Genomic DNA, 23,896 nt, shown 5'->3' with positions numbered 1-23,896 from the left:
GGACCGGCGGGCCAGGGACCGGGGACCGGGGGCCGGCTACCGGCCCCAGGACATCGCGTAGGTACGGGCGAGGGCACGCCGGGTGGGCAGCGTGAGGGCCAGGCCGAGGCCGGCCCGCTTCGCGGCGAGGGCCGGTCCGCTCGCGGGACGCCCGAGGGCCATGTTGAGCTCGGCCTGCGCGGCGGCACGACGCGCGGCACGCAGCCGGGTCGACGAGAAGGCCGCGAAGCGCGCCGGGTCGTGCCGACGCCCGCCCGCCACGCGGAGCGCCGCCCGCAGCTCGTCGGCGGCGGCCACCGCGTCGGCCCACCCGAGGTTCATGCCCTGCCCGCCGATCGGGCTGATCTCGTGGGCCGCGTCCCCGACGAGCAGCACGCGCCCGAGCGCCATCGTCTCGACGAAGCGACGCCGGACCGAGAAGCCGCTGAGCATGCTGTTCGTCGTGGGGTCGACGACGCCGCCGACGCGGACCGCGATCTCGGCGGCCAGGGCCTCGGGTGAGGGGTCGCGCACGGGCCCGTCGACGTGCAGCACCCACCGCCGCACGCCCCCCGGCAGCGGGAACGACTCGACCACGCCCTCGCGCTCGAGGTGCACCACGGCGTCCGAGCCGTGGCCGGAGTCGTCCCGGAAGTCCCCCATCACGAACGAGTCCGGGTACCGACGGGTCGCGCTGCGGACGCCGAGCCTGCGGCGGACCGTGCTCTTCCAGCCGTCGGCGGCGACCACGAAGCGCGCCGCGGCCTCGACGGGCTCGCCGTCGCGCACGCCGCGGACGACGACGGACTCGGGCCCCTCCGTGACGGTGCCGACCTCGACACCGGTGACGAGGGCCTCGGGAGAGCGGACCGCGAGCGCCTCGCGGAGCAGGCTCTCGGTGCGGTGCTGCGGGAGGGCCGCGACGTAGGGGTGCGTCGCCGAGACGCGGTCGAAGGGCACCGTGCCGAGCCTGCGCCCACCGCTGACGGCCACGCCGCGGCGCACCGTGACGGCCTCGGCGACGAGCGCGTCGGCGACGCCGAGCCGGTCGAACGCCTCGAGCGAGGGCGGGTGCACGCCGATGGCACGGCTGAGCGAGGGCTCCTCGCTGCGCCGCTCCCACACCCGGACGTCGAGGCCGAGGTCCGCGAGGAGGGCACCCGTGAAGGCACCGACCGGCCCCCCGCCGACGACGAGCACGTCGTGGGTCAGCACGGTGCGCTCCCGGGGACCTCGTGGACGAGCAGGAGGCGGCAGGGACGCTGCCGCTCGACGCGCCAGCCCGGCGGCACGACGGCCCGCAGCTCGGCGGCGGTCCAGCTGCGTCGGATCGAGCGCAGCCCGTCGGTGCGGAGGAACGACCGGCGCACCGGGAGGGTCCCCGCCCACCACGCCGCGTAGGCGAGACGACCGCGCTCGAGGTCGCCGTGCAGCACGAGGCGCTCGGCGAGGCGCTCGCTGTCGGCGAGGACCGCCGCTCGCGCGGCGTCGTCGAGGTGGTGCAGCACGTGGTTCGAGGTCACGACGTCGAAGCGGGCGCCCTCGGCGACGAGGTCCGCGCTGGAGGCGGCCCGGAAGGTCACTCCCCCGGTGGGTCGGCCCGTCGCGAAGGCGTGCGCCCGGGCGTCCGGGTCGACGGCCGTCACGTCGACCGGCAGGCCGGAGCGGGCCGCCCAGCGGGCGAAGGCCCGGGGCACGTCGCCGCCGCCCGAGCCCACGTCGAGCAGCCGCAGTCGGCGCCCGGCGCCCGCCGCCTCCACGGCCAGGGGCACCACGTGCCGCCGCCACGTGCGCCGCCAGCCCGACACCAGCCGGTTCACGACGTCGAAGCGCTCGTAGGTGAGGCGCAGCTGCTCGAGGTCGCAGTCCGGGTCGTCCATCAGCTCGGCGAGGTCGGTCTCGCGCCGACCGAGCTGCACCCGGACCGGTGCCTCGGGCACCCGCCGGGTGCTCGTCACGCCGTCCGCCGGGTGAGGAGGGCGCTCTCGACCGTGAGGCCGGGGCCGAACGCCATGGCGCAGACCCGACCGGCGCCGGGACGCGGGCCCGGGGCGGGCGGGAGCTCCGTCGCGGACGTCGCCCCGGCCTCCTGCGCGTCGCGGCCCTCGAGGATCCGGCGGAGGATGAACAGGACGGTCGCGCTCGACATGTTGCCGTGCTCGCGCAGCACCTGCCGGGACGACGCCAGCTGGGCCTCGGAGAGGGCGAGCTGGGACTCGACCCGGTCCAGGATGCTCCGCCCGCCCGGGTGCACGGCCCAGTGCTCGACGTCGCCCCAGGGCTCGTCGGCGAAGGCCGGCTCGTGGGCGAAGAGCGGAGCGAGGGCCAGCTCGACGTGCTCCTCGATGATGTGCGGGACGTAGCTGCTGAGCACCATGTCGAAGCCCTGGTCGCCGATCGACCAGGCCATGTCGCCCTCGCCGACGGGCGTGAGGATCGTCTCGAACGCGTCGAGGTCGAGCACCGTCGTGCCCGCCGGCGCCGGCCGGGCGGTGACCACGGCTGCGGCCGCGCCGTCGGCGAAGACCGAGTTCGCGACGATCGTGTCGGGGTCGCTGCCGCTGTGCAGGTGCAGCGTGCAGAGCTCGGCGCACACCACCAGCACGACGGCGTCGGGGTCGGCGAGGCAGAAGTCGCGCGCGGCCCGCAGCGCCGGGAAGGCCCCGAAGCAGCCCATGAAGCCCAGGTGGTAGCGCTGCGTCGACTCGGCCAGGCCGAGCGCCCGGACGAGCAGGAACTCCGGCCCCGGGGCGAAGAAGCCCGTGCACGAGACCGTGACCACGTGCGTCACGTCGGCCGCCCCGAGTCCGGCGGCGGCCTCGAGCGCCTCGCGGGCCGCGCCCTCGAAGAGGCCCGGTGCCCGCTCGACGTAGGTGGCGTTCCGCGCGCCGGTGCCCGGCGTGAGGATGTCGCCGGAGGCCCGGTCCAGGTAGACGGGGCCCGTCGCGTCCGCGCCCAGGTCGAGCTCCGGCTCGGCGGCGCCGAGCTCGTCGAGCACCGAGTGACGGGTGTCGATGCCGGCCGCGTCGAAGACCGCCCCGACGAGGCGGCGGCCGAGCTTGGTGAGGTCGGGCTGCCGGGCGAAGACGTCGCGGACGTGGTCCTGGGTCAGCACCGTGGGCGGCAGGGCCGTCCCGATGCTCCGGAGGTGGACGGGCATCGTCTCAGCGTACGGGAGAAGGAAGAGGCCCGGCCCCTCGGGGGACCGGGCCTCGGATGTAGCGAGGGCGGGACTTGAACCCGCGACACCACGATTATGAGCCGTGTGCTCTGACCAACTGAGCTACCCCGCCGCGGTCGGCGCCCGCCGGTGGTGACCGTGCGGTCGGTGACGACCAGAGCCCCGAGTCAGGATTGAACTGACGACCCCTTCCTTACCATGGAAGTGCTCTACCACTGAGCTATCGGGGCGTGACCTGAGCGGAGCGGAGACCCGCTGCCGATCGGCACCCGTCGATGGTAGCAGAGCGCAGGGGCCCCCGCGCACACGGCGCCGGGTCCACCCGACGGCGGCGGGAGCGCGTTGACTGGGACCGTGCACAGCATCGAACTGCTCCTCGACGCGTCGACCGACGCCGCCGTCCGCGACCAGTGGCAGGTGCTCCGCGCCGCCGACCTGCCGACCCAGGCCGACCACCAGGGCGCGACCAACGCGCCGCACGTGACCCTGGCCGCAAGGCCCCTCTTCGACGACTCGGCCGACGAGCGGCTGGGCGAGGTCCTCGCCGCGCTGCCCCTGCCCGTCGACCTGGGCGCGCTCGTCGTCTTCGGGGCACCGCCGCGCGGGCTCGTGCTGGCCCGGCTCGTCGTGGTCACGACGGCGCTCCTCGACCTGCACGCCCACGTCCACGACGCGCTCGGCGCCGCCGTGGGCGACGCCCGGCACACGACCCCCGGCCACTGGACGCCGCACGTGACGCTCGCCCACCGGATGACCCCCGAGCAGCTCTCCCGCGCCCTGCAGGCGCTCGACGACGCCGACGGCGCCGCCCTGGAGGGCGCGACCCTGTCGTCCGGACGACGCTGGGACGGCACCGCGAAGGTCGTCACGCCCCTCTGACCCCGTCGGCGGAGGGCAGGAGGCCGCGGGACCGTCGGCCGGGAGGGCCCGGCCGGGAGGGCGGGGCGGGAGGGCCGCTCAGCCCCGTCCGTCGAGCGGCGTGGACGCCGCGTCGAGGGCCGCGAGGTCGTCGGCGGTCAGCTCGACGCGCGCCGCCTCGAGCAGGCCCTCGAGCTGGATCGTCGTGCGGGCGCTCGCCAGGGCCCCGACGACGTCGTCGCGCGAGGCCAGCCAGGCGATCGCGACCGCTCCGGGAGACACCTGCTGCCGCTGCGCGACCTCGACGACCACCTCGAGCGTGCCGAGGTTCTGCGGCGTCTCGTAGCTGAGCGCGCGCCCGCCGCGCGGGGAGTCGCCCCGACGGCCGTCGCCGCGGTACTTGCCGGTGAGGAACCCGCTCGCGAGGGACGAGTGCGGCAGCACCGCGAGGCCGAAGTGGTCGGCGACCGGGGCCACGTCGGCCTCGAAGTCGCCCCGTCGCACGAGGTTGTAGGGCGACTGCACCGCGGCGAAGGGGTGGGCCCCGTCGCGGTCGGCGATGGCGAGCGCCTGCCGCAGGCGCGCCCCCGTGTAGTTGGAGGCCGCCGGGTACCGGATCTTGCCCTCGTCGACCAGCTCGCTCAGGGCGCCCACCGTCTCGTCGAGGGGCGCCTCGTCGTCGTCGAAGTGCGCGAAGTAAAGGTCGATGTGATCGGTCCGGAGGCGCGCCAGCGACGCGTCGACGGCCCTGCGGATGCTCGCGCGCGTGAGGCCCGGCGCGTCGGGGTGCTGGCCGCACTTCGTGCTCACGACGACGCGTTCACGGTTGCCGGGCCGGGCCAGCCACCGCCCGATGATCGCCTCCGACTCGCCGCCCACGTTGCCGGGGAGCCAGGCCGAGTAGACGTCGGCCGTGTCCACGACGCGACCACCGTCGCCCGCGAAGACGTCGAGCACCTCGAGGGCGGTCGGGGCGCCCACCGTCCAGCCGAACACGTTCGTGCCGAGGGCGAGCGGGAAGGGCGGCACGTCGCCGAACAGGTCGGCGACGAGGGCGCTGGCGGGAGCGTTCAGGGGTCGTCCCTTCGGGTCGTGGTGCCCCCACGGTAGCGGACCGGCGCACGGCTCAGCAGGAGGCGGGCCCCGGGTGGGACGCCTCCCGTATCGTGGCGGCCATGCCCCTCGACGACACGACGGACGCGTCCGCGCCCCCGGCACCCGAGCCCACCGACCAGCGCACCGCCGAGGCGGGCCACGAGTGGTGGCGCAGCGCGGTCATCTACCAGGTCTACCCCCGGTCCTTCGCCGACTCCGACGGCGACGGCATCGGCGACCTGCCGGGCATCACCTCCCGGCTCGCCGACCTCGCCGACCTCGGCGTCGACGCCGTCTGGCTGTCGCCCTTCTACCGGTCCCCGCAGGCCGACGCCGGCTACGACGTCGCCGACTACCTCGACGTCGACCCGCTCTTCGGCACCCTCGCCGACTTCGACGCGCTCCGGGCCCGCGCCACCGAGCTGGGCCTGCGCATCATCGTCGACCTCGTGCCGAACCACACCTCGAGCGCGCACGACTGGTTCGTCGAGGCCCTCGCCGCACGGCCCGGCTCGGAGGCGCGCGCCCGCTACCTCTTCCGTGACGGTCGCGGCCCGGCCGGCGACGAGCCGCCGAACAACTGGCAGTCCGTCTTCGGCGGCCCCGCCTGGACGCGGGTGACCGAGGCCGACGGCACGCCCGGCCAGTGGTACCTGCACCTGTTCGACTCGTCCCAGCCCGACCTCGACTGGACGAACGCCTGGGTGCGCGACGCGTTCCTCGACGTGCTCCGCACCTGGCTCGACCGGGGCGTCGACGGCTTCCGCGTCGACGTCGCCCACGGCCTGGTCAAGGCCGAGGGCCTCCCCGACTTCGTGCCGCCCGCCGACGCCGGCAGCATGGGCGGCGGCCTGGGCGACACCGCTCCCCCGCCCTACTGGGCGCAGGAGGGCGTGCACGAGATCTGGCGCAGCTGGCACGAGGTCGTCGCCTCCTACCCCGGCGAGCGCGTGCTCGTCGCCGAGGCCTGGGTCGACCCCATGGACCGCCTGGCCGACTGGGTGCGACCGGACGAGATGCACCAGGCCTTCAACTTCGCGTACCTCGAGACCGGCTGGGACGCCGCGGCGATCCGGACCGTCGTCGACGAGTCGCTGCGCGTCTTCTCGAGCGTCGGGGCACCGAGCACCTGGGTGCTCAGCAACCACGACGTCGTCCGCCACGCGAGTCGGCTCGCCCTCACCGGCGACCACCCCCAGGGCCACGGCATCGGACCGCGCAGCGAGGGCCTGCCCGTGCCCGAGCTCGGGCTGGCGCGCGCCCGTGCGGCCACGGCCGTCATGCTCGCCCTGCCCGGCAGCGCCTACCTGTACCAGGGCGAGGAGCTGGGGCTCCCCGAGGCGATCGACCTGCCCGACGACGCCCGCCGCGACCCCACCTGGTTCCGCACCGACGGCGAGCGGTACGGCCGCGACGGCTGCCGCGTGCCGCTCCCCTGGGAGTCCGGCTCCCCCGCCTTCGGCTTCAGCCCGACCGGAGCCTCCTGGCTGCCCCAGCCGGCCGACTGGTCGACCTACGCCCGGGACGAGCAGCGGGGCGTGGCCTCGTCGACGCTCGAGCTGTACCGGGCGGCCCTGCGCCTCCGGTCGCAGCACGACCTGGGGACGGGCACGCTGACCTGGCTCGAGGGCTTCGACGACGACGTCGTCGCGTTCCGGGTGGGCGCGGTCACGGTCGTGGCCAACACCGGCGACGGCATCGTCGAGCTGCCGGTCGGCGAGGTCGCCCTGTCGACCATGTCGATCGAGGGCCCGGCCCTGCCGCCCAACGCCGCCGTCTGGATCGTCGACGCCGGCTGAGCCGTACCGCTCCCACGACGAGGGCCCGGCAGCTGCTGCTGCCGGGCCCTCGTCGTCGCTGCCCCCGCTCGCGCGGGGAGTCGCTCAGTTCGCGTTCGCGGTGAGCCAGGGGTAGGGGTCGACCGGCACGCCGCCGATGATGATCTCGAAGTGCAGGTGCGCGCCGGTGCTGTTGCCGGTGCTGCCGACCTTGCCGACGTTCTGGCCGACGCTGACGGTCTCGCCCGTCGACACGGCCACGGAGCCGGTCTGCATGTGCGCGTAGACGCTCGTGACCTTGGTGCCGTCGACGGTGTGCTCGATCCACACGTTGTTGCCCAGGGCACCGCCGGGGCCGTCGACCTTCGTGACGACGCCGTCGGCGATGGACTGGATCGGCGTGCCCGCACCCGGGACGAAGTCGAGGCCCTGGTGGAAGGTCGAGCAGAAGCTGCAGCCCGCGACCTGGCGCGCACCGAAGCCGCTGGAGATCGGGACGCCCGTCGGGAACGGCCACTGCACCGAGCCGTTCACGTCGTTCGCGAACGAGTCGGGGTCCGTCTTCGCGATCTTGGCGGCGGCGCTCGTCACCGAGTAGCCGTCGCGGGTGACGTCGCCCTCGACGGCCGCGCCGTCGGCGACGAAGCTCTGCGTGCCCAGCGTGGTGCGGGCCGCGGCCGTCGGGTCGGCCGTCTCGACCTGGAACGCGAGGGCGGGGACGCTCGTCGCGACGAGCATGCCGCCGGCGAAGAGCATCGACCCGAGGACGGTCACCTTCTTGGTGGTGCGCCCGAAGGACGACCGCGAGGCCGGCCGGGGCAGGGCCGCAGCGCGCTCGGCGCGCGTCGGGGCGGAGGCCGAGGCACGACGGGCACCGGTGCCCTGGTGGCTCGTCCGGCGCGTCGGCTGCGACGCGCGGCGGGCACGGGCGCCGGAGGCGCGCCCGGCCGGGGCGGGCCGGGCGGCGGTCGCGACGTGGTCGGCGACCGGGGCCTCCTGGGCGGCCGCCTGCTGCGCGGCCGACTGCTGCGCGGGGGCGGGAACGGCGGCGGGAGCCTGCTCGGCGGCGGGAGCCTGCTCGGCGGCCTGGGCCTGCTCGACGGCGGGAGCCTGCTCGGCGGCGGCCTGGGCGGCGGCGCGACGCTCGGCCTCGCGCGCCTCACGACGGGTGAGGTACTGCACGGGAGCCCCGGGTGCTGCGACCGTGCTGGCGGCGGTGCCGGACGTCGAGCCGATCGGGTCGTCGAGGGGGGTGCGCGGCGTGGGGCCGTCGCCGGTCTCGGCGAGCTTCTCGTACTTCGTCACGTGCTTGGGAGTCCTCGGGGTCGTCGGGTGCGGGAGCGCCGGGGGGAACGCGTCTCGCCTGGTCCGCTCGGTGCCGGGGCACATCGGTGCCGGAGCACATCACGAACGGGTCACGAACCTCATCAGCGTAACGAGGATGCGCGGACTCCGCCACCCCAGGTGGGGGCGCACGGTCGCTCCCGGGCGTCCCCGCAGCGGGCGCCCAGGCACGCGCTCCCCCGGACCGCGGGGCCCCGGTCGCTCAGAGCCCGACCTCTTCCACGAGCGCGAGCGCCTCCTCGGCGACCGTCGGCGCGGCCGCGAGCACCAGCTCGGACGAGGGCTCGGCACCGCCGCTGCCCACCACCACGGCGCCGGCCTCGCGCGCCACGAGGACGCCCGCCGCGTGGTCCCAGGGGTGCAACCCTCGCTCGGCGTAGACGTCGAGCCGGCCCGCCGCCACGGCGCACAGGTCGAGGGACGCCGCGCCGAGGCGGCGCAGGTCGCGGACGCGCCCGATGATCCGGACGAGCGCCTCCGCCTGCTCGACCCGGCGCGCGGCGTCGTACGAGAACCCGGTCGCGAACAGCGCCTGGTCGAGCGACGGCGGACCCGCCACCGTGAGGGGCCGGTCGCCCAGCCACGCGCCTCCTGCCCGCGACGCGCTGAAGGTCTCGCCCTTCGAGGGGTCGACCACGGCCCCCGCCAGCGCGCGCCAGCGCAGCGGGTCGGCGCCGCCCTCGACGACCGCCACGCTCACCGCCCACTGGGGCAGGTCGTAGAGGAAGTTCACGGTCCCGTCGATCGGGTCCACCACCCAGGTGAGGCCCGTCGTCGAGTCGTCGGGGTCGCCCTCCTCGCCGTGGAAGCCGTCGCCCGGCCGGAGCTCGGCGAGCCGGTCGCGGAGGAACCCCTCGACCTCGCGGTCCGTGTGCGTCACCACGTCGACCGAGCTGCTCTTGGTCGCCGCCACCTCGACGCCCTCGCGGCGTCGGCGCAGGGCGAGGTCGGCCGCCTCGGTCGCGACGAGCACCGCGACGCGGCGCAGCTCGTCGGGCGTCGGACGAGGGGTGGACGGCGTGCTCATGCGGTCTCCTGTCGGGGACCGGACGGCCCCGGAACGACGAACGGACCCGATCGCTCGGGTCCGTCTCGTGGTGGCAAGTGAGGGATTCGAACCCCCGAAGGCTACGCCGGCTGATTTACAGTCAGATCCCTTTGGCCGCTTGGGTAACTTGCCATGCACGCCCGACCCGTGTAGTCACCGACCGGAGGCGCCAGACGAGCATACATGCTCGCGCACCCCCCTCGGGACCACGGGCGGCCGCCCCTCCGTCCCCCTCCCGCTCCTCCCGCTCCTCCTGCTCCTCCCGCTCCTCCTGCGCTCCGCCACTCGTCCTGTCCTCCGAAAAGGCGACCTCCCGCCGGCGACACGCCGGAGGGAGGGCCCCAGGGCGGGCGGAGGAGCCGACCGTTGTCGCGTTCGGCGGCTTCACCCCTCCTCCCCAGCGCAGGAGGCGCACCAACGACCCCCAGGACGCCCCGCGTCCGCCCCGCGCCGCCCGCCGCCGCACCACTGTCTCCTCATGAGCGTCCACCGCGTCCTCCACGATGTCCGTGCCCTCGGCCTCGCCCACCGGCGAGACCTGCTGGCCCGGGGGCACCGGCGCGTCGACATCGAGGCGGCGTGGCGGGCAGGGACCGTGCTCCGCGTCCGGCACGGGCTCTACGCGACGCTGGACGCGCCTCCTGACGTCGTCCGGGCAGCACGCGTCGGCGGTCGCCTCGCGGGGTCGTCGCAGCTGACGCAGCTCGGCGCCTGGAGCCCGCCGGGCGACCGGCTCACCGTCAGCGTCCCGCACAACGCTCGTCGCCTCCGGGATCCGGACGACGCCGGACGGCCCCTGGCCGACGACGATGCCCGCGTGCTCGTGCTCCGCGACGGGCACCTCTACGGTCCGGGTGAACGGACGGGCGCCTCACCGCACCGCGCTGCCGCTCAGGTGCTGCTGCACCATCCGCCGGACGTGGCCGTGGCCGTGCTCGACTCAGCGATGCGCCTCCGTCCCGCGGAGAAGCGCCCGGACCTCGAGCGGGTCCGGAGGCTCCTCGGCCGCCGTCGGGTCACGCAGCTCGTCGACCTGGTCGACGACCGCGCCGAGGCCGGCAGCGAGTCCCTCGTGCGGGTCCGGCTCCGCGACCGGGGCATCACGGCCGAGCCGCAGGTGTGGGTCGCACCCGACATCCGCGTCGACCTGCTCGTCGACGGCTGGCTCGTCATCGAGTGCACGAGCGGCGAGCACCACGGCACCCCGCGGGCCCTCGAACGGGACGCGACGAGGCGAGCACGGCTCGTGACGGCCGGCTACGTCGTGCTCGAGTTCACCTACCACCAGATCGTCGACGACTGGCCCGCGGTCGAGCGGGCGATCCTGGTCACGCTCGGCCGCTGATCACGAGCCGTTCCCAGTGGGAGCCGGCGGGCCCCTGCTGGTCCCGCGCTGCGCTGCGCGGTGTTGCACAGTGCAGCGCTCCGCGGCGCTGCGCTGCGCGGTGTTGCGCTGGGCTGAGCTGGGCTGCGCTGGGCTGCGTGCACCACCCTGCACCGCCCTGCATCGCGCCGCAAGAGCCCGCACCGAGGCCCGGACCCGCCGGAGAGGCCCGCACCCGGCCGAGCACCTGAGCCGCCGGAGAGACCCGCACCCGGCCGAGCACCTGAGCCGCCGGGCTCCGACCGCGCCGGTCCGGAGTGACCCCGCGCGCCTCCTGCCGTCCGACGCCGCCCCGTCGCCACCGCTGTCGCGTTCGGCGCCGAACGCGACAGATGAGCCGCGACACGCCGCTCAGGGGGACCTCATCGCGCCCGGCCCGGGCCCAGTCGTCGCCTTTTCCGCACGAGGGGCAGCGGCGCAGGGAGGAGGCGACCTGAGGGCAGCGGCGCAGGGAAGGCGCGACCCGGGGGCCGCGGGACCCGGCGCCGCAGGACGACGAGTGCGGGGCGCGAAGAGCAGCGCCCGCGTCAGCGGAAGTTGACGAACTGGAGGTCGAGGTCGACGTCGGCGGCCTTGAGGAGGGCCATCGTCGCCTGGAGGTCGTCGCGGCTCTTCGACTGGACCCGCAGCTCGTCGCCCTGGATCGAGCTCTTGACGCTCTTGGGCGCGTCGTCGCGGATGATCTTGCCGAGCTTCTTGGCGGCGGCCTGGTCGATGCCCTGCTTGAGGCTGGCCTCGATGCGGTACTCCTTGCCGCTGGCGAAGGGCTCGCCCACCTCGAGGCTCTTCAGCGAGATGCTGCGCTTGATGAGCTTCGACTCGAGCACGTCGAGGACGGCTTTGACGCGCTCCTCGGTCGCCGCCTTGAGGAGCAGCTTCTCGCCGCTCCACTCGACCGAGGCGCCCACGCCCTTGAAGTCGTACCGCTGCTCGAGTTCTTTCTGGGCCTGGTGGAGGGCGTTGTCGGCCTCCATCTTGTCGACCTTGCTGACCACGTCGAAGGAGCTGTCTGCCATGCCCCCCACGATACCGGGCAGGAGGCGCGGTGCGTCCGCCCTCGCGCCTCCTGCCCGGTGGGTCGCGGCTACGCCTGCTGCGCGACGTCCTCGCGCGAGACGCGCACCATCTCGTCGCGGGGCACGACCTTGACCCGGGCGCGGCCCTCGGGCTGGCCGAGGGCCTGCTCGTGCTGGTCGAGGCGGTGCCAGCCGTCGAGGTCGGTGTACTCGACGCCGCGCTCGCGGAGCAGCGCGTCGACGCCCTCCTCGGAGGGGTCGGCCGGCAGCCACCACTGGGCGCCGTCGTTGACCAGGTGGCGCACGGTCTCCATGGCGTCGCTCTTCGTGTGGCCGATGAGGCCGACGGGCCCGCGCTTGATCCACCCGGTGGCGTAGACGCCGGGCACGACCTGGCCCTCGTCGTCGAGCACCTGGCCCTCGTGGTTGGGCAGCACCCCGCGCTTCTCGTCGAAGGGCAGCCCGTCGAGGGGCGAGCCGATGTAGCCGACCGCCCGGTACACGGCCTGCACGGCGACCTCGCGGATCTCGCCGGTCCCCTCGACGCCGCCCTCGCCGTCGGGTCGGGTGCGCTCGTACCGGAACGCGGTGACGCGGCCGCCGTCGTCGCCGACGATCTCGACCGGTGCCGCGTAGAAGTGCAGGTGCAGACGGCGGGAGGCCTGGCCGACCTCGCGCTGTCGCCACTGGTTCAGCACCTTGTCGATGACGAAGACCTGCTTGTTCGTCGCGATGGCCGTCCTCGAGGCCTCGTCGTGGTCGAAGTCCTCGTCGTGGACGATCATGTCGACGTCGCGCAGCTCGCCGAGCTCGCGGAGCTCGAGCGGCGTGAACTTGACCTGCGCCGGGCCGCGGCGACCGAACACGTGCACGTCGGTGACGGGCGAGGCCTTGAGGCCCTCGTACACGTTGGCGGGGATCTCGGTGGGCAGGAGGTCGTCGGCGTGCTTGGCGAGGATCCGCGACACGTCGAGGGCCACGTTGCCGTTGCCGATGACGGCGACGCTCTGCGCGTCGAGCGGCCAGGTACGGGGCACGTCGGGGTGGCCGTCGAACCAGCTGACGAAGTCGGCGGCGCCGTGGCTGCCGACGAGGTCGACGCCGGGCACGTCGAGCGAGGCGTCCTTGATGGCACCGGTCGAGAAGATGACCGCGTTGTAGTGCTGCTTGAGGTCGTCGAGCGTGATGTCGACGCCGTAGCGGACGTTGCCGAAGATGCGGATGTCGCCACGGTCGAGCACCTCGCGCAGCGCGGTGACGATGCCCTTGATGCGAGGGTGGTCGGGAGCGACGCCGTAGCGCACCAGGCCGTACGGCGCGGGGAGCTGTTCGAAGAGGTCGATCGACACGTCGAACGAGCGCTCGCTCTTGAGGAGGATGTCGGCGGCGTAGATGCCGGCGGGGCCGGCCCCGACGATGGCCAGGCGCAACTTCGTCACGGTGATCTCTTCCTGCTGAGGCCGTCGTGCCGGCCGTTCGGTCTTCTGGTGTCCGGTGTCCTGCTGACACGGGGCGCGCCGGAGCGCGGACCCCGTGGGGTTCGGGGCCGCCGGTCAGGCGGTTCGCTCGACGACCTGGTCGGCGAAGCGCGTGAGCGCCTTCTTGACCGGGCCGTCGGGCAGGGGGGCGAGCGCCTCGACGGCCTCTCGGGCCCACGCGTGCGCCAGGTCGCGCGTGCGCGTGGTGACCTCGTGCTCGCGCAGCTGGCGCACGACGTCGTCGAGGGCCGCCTCGTCGACGGTCGCGGGGTCGGCGTGGGCCTGCTGCACGGCGTGGTCGACGGAGGCGAGCAGCGCGGCCGCCCCGGCGTCGGTGCGCGCCTCGGCCCGCAGGTAGAGCACGGGCAGCGTGACGACGCCGGCGCGCAGGTCGGTGCCGGCTTTCTTGCCCGTCTCCTCGAGCTGCGGCGAGAGGTCGATGACGTCGTCGACGAGCTGGAAGGCGATGCCGATCTTCTCGCCGAAGGTGGCGACGGGCTCGAGGTACTCGCGCGGCGCCCCGGAGAACAGCACGCCGGCCCGAGCGGCCGTCGAGATGAGCGAGCCGGTCTTGTCGGCGAGCACGTCGAGGTAGTGCGCGATGGGGTCGTCGTCGTCGCGCGGTCCGATGGTCTCGTGCAGCTGGCCGAGGCAGAGCCGCTCGAAGGTCTGGGCCTGCAGCAGGATCGCCTCGTGGCCGAGCGCCGACACGATCTGGCTCGCCCGCGCGAAGAGCAGGTCGCCGGTGAGGATCGCGACGGAGTTGCCCCAGACCGACTGCGCGCTGGGCACGCCGCGGCGCATCTGCGCCTCGTCCATGACGTCGTCGTGGTACAGCGACGCGAGGTGGGTCATCTCGGTGGCGATGGCCGAGGCCGTGACGCCCTCGGTGGCCCCCTCGCCGAGCTGCGCGATGAGCAGCGTGAGCGTGGGCCGCACGCGCTTGCCACCGGCGGAGAGCAGGTAGCGCGCCGTGACGTCGGCGAGCTCGTCGGCGAACGCGATCTCGCGGGTGAGCCCGACCTCGACCTCGTCGAGGCCGGCGTCGACGGCCGCCACGAAACGGCGGTCGGCGGGCGACGCGAAGAGGCGCTCGCCCAGCCCGAGCGACGAGGCGAGCGAGGTGCGGGCGGGAGCGGTCCCGGTCTGCGGCACGGCGTTCACCCCTCGCCACCGCCCCGGCGCGCGGGCCGACCGGAGGCGCGCCCCGGCTTGCGGCCGCGGTGCAGCGCGACGACGCCCAGCGTGAGGTCGCGGTGGGCGACGCGCGTGAAGCCGGCGCCGCGCAGCCACCGGCTGAGCTCGACCTGGTCGGGCCAGGCCGCGATGGACTCGGCCAGGTAGGAGTAGGCGGGCGAGTTGCTGCTCACGAGCCGCGCGACGACGGGCATGCCGAACCGCAGGTACGCCCGGTAGGCGGCCCGCACCACGACCACCGGCGGCGTGGAGAACTCGCAGACGACGAGACGGCCGCCGGGCTTGAGCACCCGCAGCATCTCGGCGAGCGCGACCTTCGGCCGGTTGACGTTGCGCAGCCCGAACGAGATCGTGACGGCGTCGAAGACGTCGTCGTCGAAGGGCAGCGCCTCGGCGTCGCCCTCGACGAAGGTGATGTCGGGGTGCCGCTCCCGGCCGACCTCGATCATGCCGCGCGAGAAGTCGAGGGCGGTCACGGCGGCGCCGCGCTTGGCGAGCGCCGCCGAGCTGGTGCCGGTGCCCGCGGCGATGTCGAGCACGCGGTCGCCCGGCCCCGCGTCGACCGCCCGGACGGTGGCCACCCGCCACAGGGCGGCGTTGCCGGCCGAGAGCACGTCGTTCGTGCGGTCGTAGTGCCGCGCGACGCCGTCGAACATGGAGGCGACGACGTCGGGTCGCTTGCTCATATCGGCCTTGGTCACGAGGCACGATCCTACCGGCATGCGCTGCAGGTCTCCCGAGTAGGCTGCGACGGTGAACGACCCGGCCGCGTCCGTCCCCGCCCTCACCGTCCGCACGACCCGGATCGACCACGTCAGCCCCCTCCTGGAGCTCGTCGACCCGCGACGACCGTTGGTCTTCGTGCGTCGCGACGAGGGGCTCGCGGGCATCGGGGAGGCGGTCCGGCTCGAGTTCCGTGGCCCCGACAGGATGCGCGAGGCCGCGGCCACGTGGCGCGCGATCGCGGCCCGGGCCACCGTCGACGACGAGGTGGGCGTCCCCGGGTCCGGCCTGGTCGCGTTCGGCTCCTTCGCCTTCGACGACGCCTCCGCCGAGGCGAGCGTGCTCGTCGTGCCGCGCCTCGTGCTGGGCCGGAGGGGCGGCGTCGCGTTCCTCACCCGGGTCGACGGCGCCGAGTTCCCGCCGCCGACCGCGCGCGGCGCCTCGGCGCGCGTGCGCCTGCGCGAGGGCGCGCTCGACGAGGCCGGCTACGCGGCCGCCGTGGCGAGCGCGGTCGACGCGATCCGCGCCGGCCGCGTGAGCAAGGTCGTGCTCGCGCGCGACCTGGTCGGCCACCTGCCGCCCGAGGCGGACCTGCGCACCGTGACGAGCGCCCTCCGGGCCGGGTACCCCGACTGCTTCACCTTCGCGGTCGACGGGCTCGTCGGCGCGAGCCCCGAGACCCTGGTCCGCACCGAGCGCGGCGAGGTCACGGCCCGCGTGCTCGCGGGCAGCACCGCCCGGGGCGTGGACGCGGCGAGCGACGAGCGGGCCGCCCTCGACCTGGCGACCAGCGCCAAGGACCTCGACGAGCACGCCTTCGCGCTGCGCTCGCTGCTGCTGTCGCTCGGCGGGCACGCGACCGACGTGGTCACGGGCGAGCAGCCGTTCACGCTCAAGCTGCCCAACCTCTGGCACCTCGCGAGCGACGTGCGGGGCCGGCTCGTCGACGGGTCGAGCTCGCTCGACCTCATCGACTCGCTGCACCCCACCGCGGCCGTCGCGGGCACGCCGACGCAGGCGGCACTGGAGCTCGTCCGCGAGCTCGAGCCCTTCGACCGCGGGCGCTACGCCGGACCGGTCGGCTGGGTCGGGGCCGACGGCGACGGCGAGTGGGCGATCGCCCTGCGCTGCGCCCAGGTCTCCGCCGACGGCACGGTCCGGGCCTTCGCGGGCGCGGGCGTCGTCGAGGCGAGCGAGCCCGCGCGCGAGGCCGCCGAGACGGCCATGAAGTTCCGGCCCGTGGTCGAGGCCTTCGGCTGAGGCCTCAGCTGGCGGCGAGGCGGACGCGCTCGAGGTCGACGTCGAAGTGCGCCTCGGGCCAGGTGAGGTCGAGGCCGCGCAGCGCGTCGACGAGCAGCGCCTGCACGGCGACCCGGGCGTACCACTTGCGGTCGGCGGGGACCACGTACCAGGGCGCGTCGGGCGTCGACGTGCGGCGGACCGCCTCTTCGTAGGCGGCCTGGTAGTCGGTCCACAGGTTGCGCTCGTCGATGTCGCCGGGCTCGAACTTCCAGTGCTTGTCGGGCCGGTCGAGGCGCTCGCGCAGGCGCTCCTTCTGCTCGTCGTACGAGATGTGCAGCATGACCTTGACGATCACGGTGCCCTGCGCGACGAGCTCGCGCTCGAACTCGGCGATCGCGTCGTAGCGGCGCTCGATCTCGTCGAGCGACGCGAGCTCCCGGACCTTGCCGACGAGGACGTCCTCGTAGTGCGAGCGGTCCATCACGCCGATCGTGCCGGGGCCGGGCAGCTCGCGCCGGATCCGCCAGAGGAAGTCGTGCGCGAGCTCCTCCTCGGTCGGCGCCTTGAACGCCTTGTGGTGCACGCCCTGCGGGTCGACGGCCCCCACGACGTGGCGCACGATGCCACCCTTGCCGGAGGTGTCCATGCCCTGCAGGACGAGCAGGACGGCGCGCTGCGACCCACCGGTGCGACTGCCCGCGAAGAGCTGCTCCTGCAGCTCGCTGAGCGTGCCGCGGCCCGACTCGAGGACCTGGGCCCCGTAGGCCTTGTCCCCCTCGAAACCGGGCGTGGACCGCGTGTCGATCCCCGCCAGGGAGGTCGACTCGTCGGCGAGCAGGGCGGTGGCGGGTCGGGTCGTCCAGGTCTTGGCCATGGGCCGAGCCTACGTGCGGGCGCCCGGCGGCGTTCGGTCGCGCAGGGGCACCTCGACGAGCACGGGCCCCTCCCCCGGCGCGACGAGCGCCCGGTCGAGGTCGCTGCGCGTCGCCGCGTGCACGTGCCGCCAGCCGTAGGCGGCGGCCAGCGCCGAGAAGTCGACCTCCTGGGGCGTCGTCTGCACCCGGCGCATCGCGTCGGCGGGCGCCGTGCGCGCGACCTCGAGGCCGTCGAAGATGGTGCCTCCGCCGTCGTCGCCGACGACCAGCTGCAGGCGGGGACGCTCCTCGCCGACCCCGAGCAGCATCGAGCCGACGTCGTGCAGGGCCGTGAGGTCGCCGACGACGACGCGCGTCGTGCCGCCCCGGCGCGCGTCGCGGGCGGCCGCGAGGGCGATGCCGGTCGCCGTCGCGATCGTGCCGTCGATGCCCGCGAGGCCGCGGTTGGCGTGGACCGTGACGGCCTTGCCGCCGACGACGCGGTCGAACTCGCGGATCAGCCGTGAGGCGCCGAGCACGAGCCGGTCGTGCGGCCAGGTGACGCGCCAGACGCTCTCCGCGAGCGACGCCCGGGTGACGGGACGGCGCAGGAGGTCCACCTCGTCGCGCAGGAACCTCGCGCGCACCGCGGCGTCGTCCGAGCCGGCGGCGGCGAGGTCGGGGGCGGGCTCCTCGACCGCGAGCCGGGCGCGGCCGGCGTGCACCCAGCGCCCGACCCAGGCGCGGTGGGCGGCGTCGTCGGGGTCGGCGGGGCCGGCCACGACGTCGAGCGCGTCGACGACGACGGCGTCGCGACCGGGGTCGTAGGCCTCGGGGGCGTCGCCCTGCACGACGACGACCTCGACGCCCTCGCGCGTCAGCAGGGCGGGCACCTCGCGGCTCAGGGTCGGGTGGCCGAGCACGACGACCCGGCGGGCACGGCCGCCGAAGGCCGGGTCGGCCAGCACCTCGCGGTAGGAGGGCACGAGCGCGGGGCCGAAGCGAGCACCGCTCGAGACCTCGGCGACGAGGGGCGCCCCGAGCTCGCGCGCGAGGCGCTCGGCGAGGGGGCCGGCGGCGTGACCGGCGACGACGACCGTCGCCGGGACGTCATCCACGGCGAGGCGGAGGCGGCGGCGCGGCTCGCGCACGAGCGGCACCGGCACGGCGTCGGGATCGACCTCGGGCAGGGCCTCGACGGCCGCCGAGAGCGGTTCGCGGTACGCCAGGTCGAGCTGGACCGGTCCCGGCGAGACGGGCAGGTCGTCGTCGCCCGAGCCCTGCCCGAGCGCGGCCCGCACGGCCTCGCGGGCGAGGGCGCGCACGGCGACCGGGTCGTGCGTCGTGTCGGACGGCGCCTCGACGTCGCGCCACCAGGCGACGGCGACGCCGAAGAGGCCCGGCTGGTGGGTGGTCTGGTTGGCCCCGATGCCGCGCAGCTCGCGCGGGCGGTCGGCGGTGAGCAGCACGAGCGGCACGCCGCTGTGGTGGGCCTCGAGCACCGCGGGGTGCAGGTTCGCGACGGCCGTGCCCGACGTGGTGACGACCGCGACGGGAGCCCGGCCCTCGACCGCGAGGCCGAGCGCCGTGAAGGCCGCCGATCGCTCGTCGACGCGCACCCGGAGTCGGAGCAGGCCGGCTCGCTCGAACTCGGCGGCGGCCAGGGCCAGGGCCTGCGACCGAGATCCCGGGCTGAGCACGACCTCGCGCACCCCCGCCTCGACGAGGCCGGCGAAGAGCTCGAGCGCCTGGTCGCTCGCGGGACTGCCGCTAGGTCGTGCTGCCCTGGGGGCCGGTGGCGTCGTCGCCGTCGAGGTCGGCGAGCTCTTGCTCGAGGCGTCGGATGCGTTCGTCGGTCGTCTCCCGGTCGAGGTCGCTCGGCGGACGACGGCTCGACCCGAGGAACTCGGGATCGTCGTCGGGCGCCACGGTGCGACGGGTGGTGGACTGCCCGCTCTTGCGGCCCCGGCCCAGCAGGAGCCAGAGCACGCCGCCGATGACCGGCAGCAGGAGGATGAGGACGATCCAGAGGGGCTTGTTGAGCGACCGGATGCGCTGCGCGGGGGCGAAGGCGCAATCGACGACCGCGTAGACGATGAAGGCGACCGCGGCGACGATCGCGACGATCCAGAACTTCACCATGCCGATGATCCTAGGCGGGCGGGCGGGGCGGCAGCTGTGGACGAGCTGCACCGACGCCGAGTCGTGATCACGGGCCCTCGCGGGCGTCCCGCCCGTCGACGGCGTCGTCCTCGACGGCGTCGTCGACGTGCTTCTCGGGCGGGGCGGCACGTCGTGCCGCGAGGCTCGAGGCGACCTGCGCGCGCAGCTTCGCGAAGAAGATGTAGGAGACGCAGAAGCCGATCACGGCGGCGAGCACCGCGGCCCAGAGCGGGTCGATGCCGAGCAGCAGCAGCACGGCGAGCGCGATCGCGAAGAGGCCGAGGCGGACGATCGAGTAGGTGACCCAGGGTTTCACGGGACGAGTCTACGAGCGCCGCCCTGGGCATCCTGCGCGGCGGTCGACGGGCTCGACCTCAGGGGGTCGCGAACAGTGCCGCCGTGAGCGCGAGGGAGTACGCGAGCGCCGCGAAGCTGGCCAGCTGCAGGGCGAGGACGAGCTCCTTCGGCGTCCGGCCGGTCACGCCGATGACCGTCGCGGGCACGGCCACGAGCAGCGTGAACCACACGTAGGGCGCCGAGAAGTAGAGGAACGAGAAGTACACGAGCAACAGGTACGGCAGCAGCAGGAAGGACGCGAACAGGGCCCGGGCGACGGTGTCGCCGACGACCACCGCGAGCGTGCGCTTGCCGGCGCGGGCGTCGGGCTCGATGTCCCGGACGTTGTTGACCATGAGCACGGCACAGGCGAACAGGCCCGTGACGACTCCGCCGACCCAGGCGTCGAAGGGCACCCGCTCGAGCTGCACGAACGTGGTGCCCACCGTGGCGACGAGACCGAAGAAGACGAAGACGAACACCTCGCCCAGGGCGTTGTAGCCGTAGGGCCGCTTGCCGCCCGTGTAGAACCAGGCGGCGACGACGCTCGCGGCGCCGACGAGCAGCAGCCACCAGATCTGGGTGAGGACGACCACCGCGACGCCCGCGACCGCCGCGAGGGCGAAGCAGGCCAGGGCGACCCGGAGGACCGTGCGCGGACGGACGGCCCCCGAGCCGGTCAGCCGGGCCGGGCCGACGCGGAACTCGTCGGTGCCGCGGACGCCGTCGCTGTAGTCGTTGGCGTAGTTGACGCCGACCTGCAGGAGGATCGCCACGGCGAGGCAGAGGAGGGCGAGGCCCAGGTGCCAGCCGCCGTTCGCGGCCGCCACGCCGGTGCCCAGGGCCACCGGGGCGACGCCGAGGGGCAGGGTGCGGAGCCGGGCCCCGCCGATCCAGTCGCGCGGCCCGACGGTCACAGGCGCCGGACGCCCGGGGCGACCGCCCGGACGACCGCCGGGTCGTCCGCTGCGCTTGGTGCTGCTCGAGGTCCTCGTCTTCGCCACGGGGGCGAGTCTAACCAGCGGGCCGGTCGGCGGCCGGGCGCGGCCTCCCGCACGCGACCGCGGCGGTCAGGCGCGCCCCGGGCCTCCTGCCGTCGCCGCCACCCACCGCTCGAGGGCTCGTCGGTCGGGCTTGCCGCTGGGGGTGCGCGGCAGGGCCTCGACCACGAGCACCCGGTCGGGGGCGGCCGCGCGACCGGCCACCGCGGCGACCTCGGCGCGGAGCGCGGCGAGGTCGACGATCGTCGCGCTCGTCACGACGACGGGCACCTCGCCCCACCGCTCGTGCGGGCCGCGCACGACCACGGCGTCGCCCAACCCCGCGTGCTCGCGGACCAGGCGCTCCACGACGCCGAGCGCGACCTTCTCGCCGCCCGACACGATGACGTCGTCCAGCCGGCCGGTGACGGTGAGCCGACCCTCGGCGTCGAGCGTGCCCGCGTCGCCCGTGCGGTACCACCGGACGCCGTCGCGCACGACGAAGGCGGACTCCGTGCGCTCGGGGTCGTCGAGGTACCCCTCCGCCAGCGACGGCCCGCTCAGCTCGACCTGCCCGTCGACGACGGCCACGGTCGTGCGCCCCACGGGGACGCCGTCGTACACGCAGCCGCCGCTGGTCTCGCTCGCCCCGTAGGTGCGCACGACGGCGACGTACGTGGCCCGGGCGCGGTCGAGCAGGCGGGCCGGCGTCGCCTGGCCCCCGACGAGCACCGCCGCGTACCGCCGCAGCGCGTCCGCGACGCGGACGTCGTCGTCGGCGGCGTCGAGCAGGGTCGCCAGCTGTGCGGGCACGAGCGACGTGTAGGCCACGGGGTGCTCGAGGCGACCCGTCGCGGCGACGAACGCCGCCGGGTCGACGTGCCCCGTGCCGAGCACCACGGGCTTGGTGCCCGCCGCGACGCTGCGCACGAGCACGTTCGTGCCGGCGACGTAGTGCGCCGGCAGGGCCGACAGCCACTGGCCCGGTCCGGACAGGGCCCCGTCCGCCGCGGCCGCACCCGCGAGCAGCGCGTCGGTCGAGAGGGCCACCCGCTTCGGGCGGCCCGTCGAGCCGCTCGTCTCCACCACGAGGGCGACGGGCAGCGGCACCTCCCGGGGCAGGTCGTCGGGCACGACGTCGTCCGTGCGGGGCGCGACCGCGGGGCCGCCGGCCAGCGCCGAGCGCAGGGCCTCCAGCACGGCGGCGGGCCGGCGCGCGTCGACCGCGACCAGCGGGCGGATCACGCCCGGGCCTCCTGCCCGCCGATCGTCAGTACTGCCACGGGAACGGCGACCAGTCGGGCGCGCGCTTCTCGAGGAACGAGTCGCGCCCCTCGACGGCCTCGTCCGTGCCGTAGGCGAGGCGCGTGGCCTCGCCGGCGAAGACCTGCTGGCCGACGATGCCGTCGTCGACGGCGTTGAAGGCGAACTTGAGCATGCGGATCGCGGTCGGCGACTTCGTGAGGATCGTCTCGGCCATCGCGATCGCCTCGCGCTCGAGGTCGGCGTGCGGCACGACGCGGTTCACGGCGCCCAGCTCGTACATGCGCTGCGCACTGTGCTCCTCGGCGAGGAAGAACACCTCGCGGGCGACCTTCTGGCCGATCTGACGGGCGAAGTAGGCGCTGCCGTAGCCCGCGTCGAAGGAGCCCACGTCGGCGTCGGTCTGCTTGAACCGGGCGTGCTCGGCGCTCGCGATCGTGAGGTCGCAGACCACGTGCAGCGAGTGGCCGCCCCCGGCCGCCCAGCCGGGCACGACCGCGATCACGACCTTGGGCATGAAGCGGATGAGGCGCTGCACCTCGAGGACGTGCAGCCGCCCGGCCGACGCCGGGTCGGCGACGTTCGCCTCGGCCCCCTCGGCCTTGTAGCCGTCGCGGCCCCGGATGCGCTGGTCGCCACCGCTGCAGAAGGCCCAGCCGCCGTCCTTCGGGCTCGGGCCGTTGCCGGTGAGCAGCACGACGCCGACGCTGCTGCTCTGACGTGCGTGGTCGAGCGTGCGGTACAGCTCGTCGACCGTGCGCGGACGGAACGCGTTGCGCACCTCGGGCCGGTCGAACGCCACCCGCACGATCCGCCCCGACACGTGCCGGTGGTACGTGACGTCGGTGAGGTCGTCGAAGCCGTCGACGGCCTCCCAGACGGTCGGGTCGAACAGGTCGGACACCTCGTGCTGCATGCCCCGAGCCTATCCGCGGGGCCACCGGGCCGCGGGGCCACCTCCTGCCCCGTGCTGGCGCAAAAGGCGACCGGACGCTCCTCCCGGAGACCCCCAGGGACCGCGCGCGCGGCGTGTCCCCCGCGACCTGTCGCGTCCGGCGCCGAACGCGACCAACGAGCAGGAGGCGCGGGCCGACGGGCGAGCGGGCGGGCAGGCGGGCGGGCGGGCGGGCGGGCGGGCGGGCGAGCGGGCGGTGGGCGGTGCGCGGAAAAGGCGACCAGGCGCTCTCGCCCAGCCCGGACGGGGCCCGCCCGTGCGGCGTGTCGCCCGCGGACTGTCGCGTTCGGCGCCGAACGCGACCCACCGGGCAGGAGGCGCGGGCCGGGCCCGGCAGGAGACGAAGGCCGGCAGGCGGCGGCGAGCGGCGGGCGGGCAGGAGGCGCGGGCCGGGGCCGGCAGGCAGGCCGGCCGGCCGGCAGGCAGGCCGGCCGGCGGGCGCGCGGCAGGCAGACAGGCAGGCAGGCCGGCCGGCGGGCGCGCGGCAGGCAGACAGGCAGGCGGGCGGGCACGCGGAAAAGGCGACCAGGCGCTCTCGCCCAGCCCGGACGGGGCCCGCCCGTGCGGCGTGTCGCCGGCGACCTGTCGCGTCCGGCGCCGAGAGCGACCGACGAGCAGGAGACGCGGACCGTCAGGTGAAGAGCGGCCCGACGAGCGGCACGACGACGAACGGGTTGCTCAGGACCGCCACGAGGACGCCGGCCACGCCCCACCACCGCCCCCGCGCGGTGGCGACGGCGACGAGCGCGACGACGCCGACGAGCACCGACCCCACGAGCACGACGAGCGCGAGGACCGCCGCGGGCTCCACCTGGTCGGCGGTGAGGAGACCGAAGGCGACGGCGTCGACGACGAGCAGGACCACCGCGAGCACGAACGAGACGGCACCGAGCCGGCGGCTCCGCGGCGGCTCGTCGGCGGGGTCGTGGGTCTGCGTCTCGAAGACGTCGAGCGGTTCGGTCACCCGACCGACGGTAGCGCCGACGCGCCCGGACCCGGTGGGACACTGGGCGCATGTCGCC

Annotated in this window: 22 protein-coding genes and 3 tRNA genes; 4 read left to right on the top strand and 21 right to left on the bottom strand. The window is 75.2% G+C overall.

Features of this window, described 5'->3' with window-relative positions; genetic code table 11:
* Positions 1-36: 36 nt before the first annotated feature.
* The 5 genes from ACYVHQ_RS10490 to ACYVHQ_RS10470 all read right to left on the bottom strand — a co-directional run bounded on the left by ACYVHQ_RS10490 (position 37) and on the right by ACYVHQ_RS10470 (position 3,390).
* On the bottom strand, positions 37-1,194 hold the full coding sequence (locus ACYVHQ_RS10490; protein WP_460512767.1) for an FAD-dependent oxidoreductase: 1,158 nt from the start codon (positions 1,192-1,194) through the stop codon (positions 37-39).
* Positions 1,188-1,937, bottom strand: coding sequence for a methyltransferase domain-containing protein (locus ACYVHQ_RS10485; RefSeq protein ID WP_460512766.1), 750 nt, complete (start codon positions 1,935-1,937; stop codon positions 1,188-1,190). The genes ACYVHQ_RS10490 and ACYVHQ_RS10485 overlap by 7 nt, the downstream gene beginning before the upstream one ends.
* Entirely contained in the window at positions 1,934-3,139 is a 1,206-nt protein-coding gene (locus tag ACYVHQ_RS10480; RefSeq protein ID WP_460512765.1) for a type III polyketide synthase, read from the bottom strand. The genes ACYVHQ_RS10485 and ACYVHQ_RS10480 overlap by 4 nt, the downstream gene beginning before the upstream one ends.
* Before the next feature lie 59 nt (positions 3,140-3,198).
* Positions 3,199-3,272 (bottom strand) — tRNA-Met (locus ACYVHQ_RS10475).
* A gap of 46 nt (positions 3,273-3,318) precedes the next feature.
* Positions 3,319-3,390 (bottom strand) — tRNA-Thr (locus ACYVHQ_RS10470).
* 124 nt (positions 3,391-3,514) lie between these two features.
* Between ACYVHQ_RS10470 and ACYVHQ_RS10465 the strand changes: the two genes are divergently transcribed.
* A complete protein-coding gene (locus ACYVHQ_RS10465; protein WP_460512763.1) occupies positions 3,515-4,039 on the top strand; it encodes a 2'-5' RNA ligase family protein in 525 nt (174 codons plus the stop codon).
* Positions 4,040-4,117: 78 nt separating this feature from the next.
* Here ACYVHQ_RS10465 and ACYVHQ_RS10460 read toward each other — a convergent pair whose 3' ends face one another.
* Positions 4,118-5,047 carry an aldo/keto reductase gene (locus ACYVHQ_RS10460; protein ID WP_460512761.1) on the bottom strand — a complete coding sequence of 310 codons (930 nt, stop codon included), beginning with the start codon at positions 5,045-5,047 and terminating at the stop codon, positions 4,118-4,120.
* Positions 5,048-5,193: 146 nt separating this feature from the next.
* Here ACYVHQ_RS10460 and ACYVHQ_RS10455 point away from each other — a divergent pair, with 146 nt between their 5' ends.
* Positions 5,194-6,912, top strand: a complete 1,719-nt coding sequence (locus ACYVHQ_RS10455; RefSeq protein WP_460512760.1) for a glycoside hydrolase family 13 protein — start codon at positions 5,194-5,196, stop codon at positions 6,910-6,912.
* A gap of 84 nt (positions 6,913-6,996) precedes the next feature.
* Here ACYVHQ_RS10455 and ACYVHQ_RS10450 read toward each other — a convergent pair whose 3' ends face one another.
* The 3 genes from ACYVHQ_RS10450 to ACYVHQ_RS10440 form a co-directional block, all read right to left on the bottom strand.
* The gene (locus ACYVHQ_RS10450; RefSeq protein WP_460512758.1) at positions 6,997-8,196 is read right to left on the bottom strand and encodes a M23 family metallopeptidase; all 1,200 of its coding nucleotides are present in this window, start codon (positions 8,194-8,196) and stop codon (positions 6,997-6,999) included.
* Positions 8,197-8,437: 241 nt separating this feature from the next.
* Entirely contained in the window at positions 8,438-9,262 is an 825-nt protein-coding gene (locus ACYVHQ_RS10445) for an inositol monophosphatase family protein (RefSeq protein WP_460512756.1), read from the bottom strand.
* Between the two features lie 68 nt (positions 9,263-9,330).
* A tRNA-Tyr gene (locus tag ACYVHQ_RS10440) sits at positions 9,331-9,415 on the bottom strand.
* A 346-nt stretch (positions 9,416-9,761) separates the two neighbouring features.
* On the opposite strand from ACYVHQ_RS10440, the gene ACYVHQ_RS10435 reads away from it, so the two are divergent.
* On the top strand, positions 9,762-10,628 hold the full coding sequence (locus tag ACYVHQ_RS10435) for an endonuclease domain-containing protein (protein ID WP_460512754.1): 867 nt from the start codon (positions 9,762-9,764) through the stop codon (positions 10,626-10,628).
* Between the two features lie 566 nt (positions 10,629-11,194).
* Here the strand turns inward: ACYVHQ_RS10435 and ACYVHQ_RS10430 are convergent.
* From ACYVHQ_RS10430 to ACYVHQ_RS10415, 4 genes are all read right to left on the bottom strand, one after another.
* Positions 11,195-11,683, bottom strand: a complete 489-nt coding sequence (locus ACYVHQ_RS10430) for a YajQ family cyclic di-GMP-binding protein (RefSeq protein WP_460512753.1) — start codon at positions 11,681-11,683, stop codon at positions 11,195-11,197.
* A 68-nt stretch (positions 11,684-11,751) separates the two neighbouring features.
* Entirely contained in the window at positions 11,752-13,122 is a 1,371-nt protein-coding gene (locus tag ACYVHQ_RS10425) for an FAD-dependent oxidoreductase (RefSeq protein WP_460512751.1), read from the bottom strand.
* A 114-nt stretch (positions 13,123-13,236) separates the two neighbouring features.
* Positions 13,237-14,316 (bottom strand): polyprenyl synthetase family protein, encoded by a 1,080-nt coding sequence (locus tag ACYVHQ_RS10420; RefSeq protein ID WP_460512749.1) that lies wholly within the window; start codon positions 14,314-14,316, stop codon positions 13,237-13,239.
* A 5-nt stretch (positions 14,317-14,321) separates the two neighbouring features.
* Positions 14,322-15,044, bottom strand: a complete 723-nt coding sequence (locus ACYVHQ_RS10415; protein ID WP_460513179.1) for a class I SAM-dependent methyltransferase — start codon at positions 15,042-15,044, stop codon at positions 14,322-14,324.
* A gap of 67 nt (positions 15,045-15,111) precedes the next feature.
* Here ACYVHQ_RS10415 and ACYVHQ_RS10410 point away from each other — a divergent pair, with 67 nt between their 5' ends.
* A complete protein-coding gene (locus tag ACYVHQ_RS10410; protein ID WP_460512747.1) occupies positions 15,112-16,341 on the top strand; it encodes an isochorismate synthase in 1,230 nt (409 codons plus the stop codon).
* A 4-nt stretch (positions 16,342-16,345) separates the two neighbouring features.
* Here the strand turns inward: ACYVHQ_RS10410 and ACYVHQ_RS10405 are convergent, their stop codons facing one another.
* The 8 genes from ACYVHQ_RS10405 to ACYVHQ_RS10370 form a co-directional block, all read right to left on the bottom strand.
* Positions 16,346-17,197 carry a PPK2 family polyphosphate kinase gene (locus ACYVHQ_RS10405; protein WP_460512745.1) on the bottom strand — a complete coding sequence of 284 codons (852 nt, stop codon included), beginning with the start codon at positions 17,195-17,197 and terminating at the stop codon, positions 16,346-16,348.
* Positions 17,198-17,206: 9 nt separating this feature from the next.
* Positions 17,207-18,889, bottom strand: coding sequence for a 2-succinyl-5-enolpyruvyl-6-hydroxy-3-cyclohexene-1-carboxylic-acid synthase (gene menD / locus ACYVHQ_RS10400; RefSeq protein WP_460512743.1), 1,683 nt, complete (start codon positions 18,887-18,889; stop codon positions 17,207-17,209).
* A gap of 58 nt (positions 18,890-18,947) precedes the next feature.
* Positions 18,948-19,319: a PLD nuclease N-terminal domain-containing protein gene (locus ACYVHQ_RS10395; protein ID WP_460512741.1), complete on the bottom strand. Its 372-nt coding sequence runs from the start codon at positions 19,317-19,319 to the stop codon at positions 18,948-18,950.
* A 67-nt stretch (positions 19,320-19,386) separates the two neighbouring features.
* Positions 19,387-19,656 (bottom strand): DUF4229 domain-containing protein, encoded by a 270-nt coding sequence (locus tag ACYVHQ_RS10390; RefSeq protein ID WP_460512740.1) that lies wholly within the window; start codon positions 19,654-19,656, stop codon positions 19,387-19,389.
* 58 nt (positions 19,657-19,714) lie between these two features.
* Positions 19,715-20,680 carry a 1,4-dihydroxy-2-naphthoate polyprenyltransferase gene (locus ACYVHQ_RS10385; protein WP_460512738.1) on the bottom strand — a complete coding sequence of 322 codons (966 nt, stop codon included), beginning with the start codon at positions 20,678-20,680 and terminating at the stop codon, positions 19,715-19,717.
* A gap of 66 nt (positions 20,681-20,746) precedes the next feature.
* Positions 20,747-21,901 (bottom strand): AMP-binding protein, encoded by a 1,155-nt coding sequence (locus ACYVHQ_RS10380; protein ID WP_460512736.1) that lies wholly within the window; start codon positions 21,899-21,901, stop codon positions 20,747-20,749.
* Positions 21,902-21,926: 25 nt separating this feature from the next.
* Positions 21,927-22,835, bottom strand: coding sequence for a 1,4-dihydroxy-2-naphthoyl-CoA synthase (locus ACYVHQ_RS10375; protein WP_460512734.1), 909 nt, complete (start codon positions 22,833-22,835; stop codon positions 21,927-21,929).
* Between the two features lie 670 nt (positions 22,836-23,505).
* The gene (locus ACYVHQ_RS10370) at positions 23,506-23,838 is read right to left on the bottom strand and encodes a hypothetical protein (RefSeq protein ID WP_460512732.1); all 333 of its coding nucleotides are present in this window, start codon (positions 23,836-23,838) and stop codon (positions 23,506-23,508) included.
* Between the last annotated feature and the right edge of the window lie 58 nt (positions 23,839-23,896).

Source organism: Frigoribacterium salinisoli (assembly GCF_054781095.1).
The sequence above is the reverse complement of the archived record's forward strand: the minus strand, read 5'-3'. Positions and strand labels throughout refer to the sequence as shown.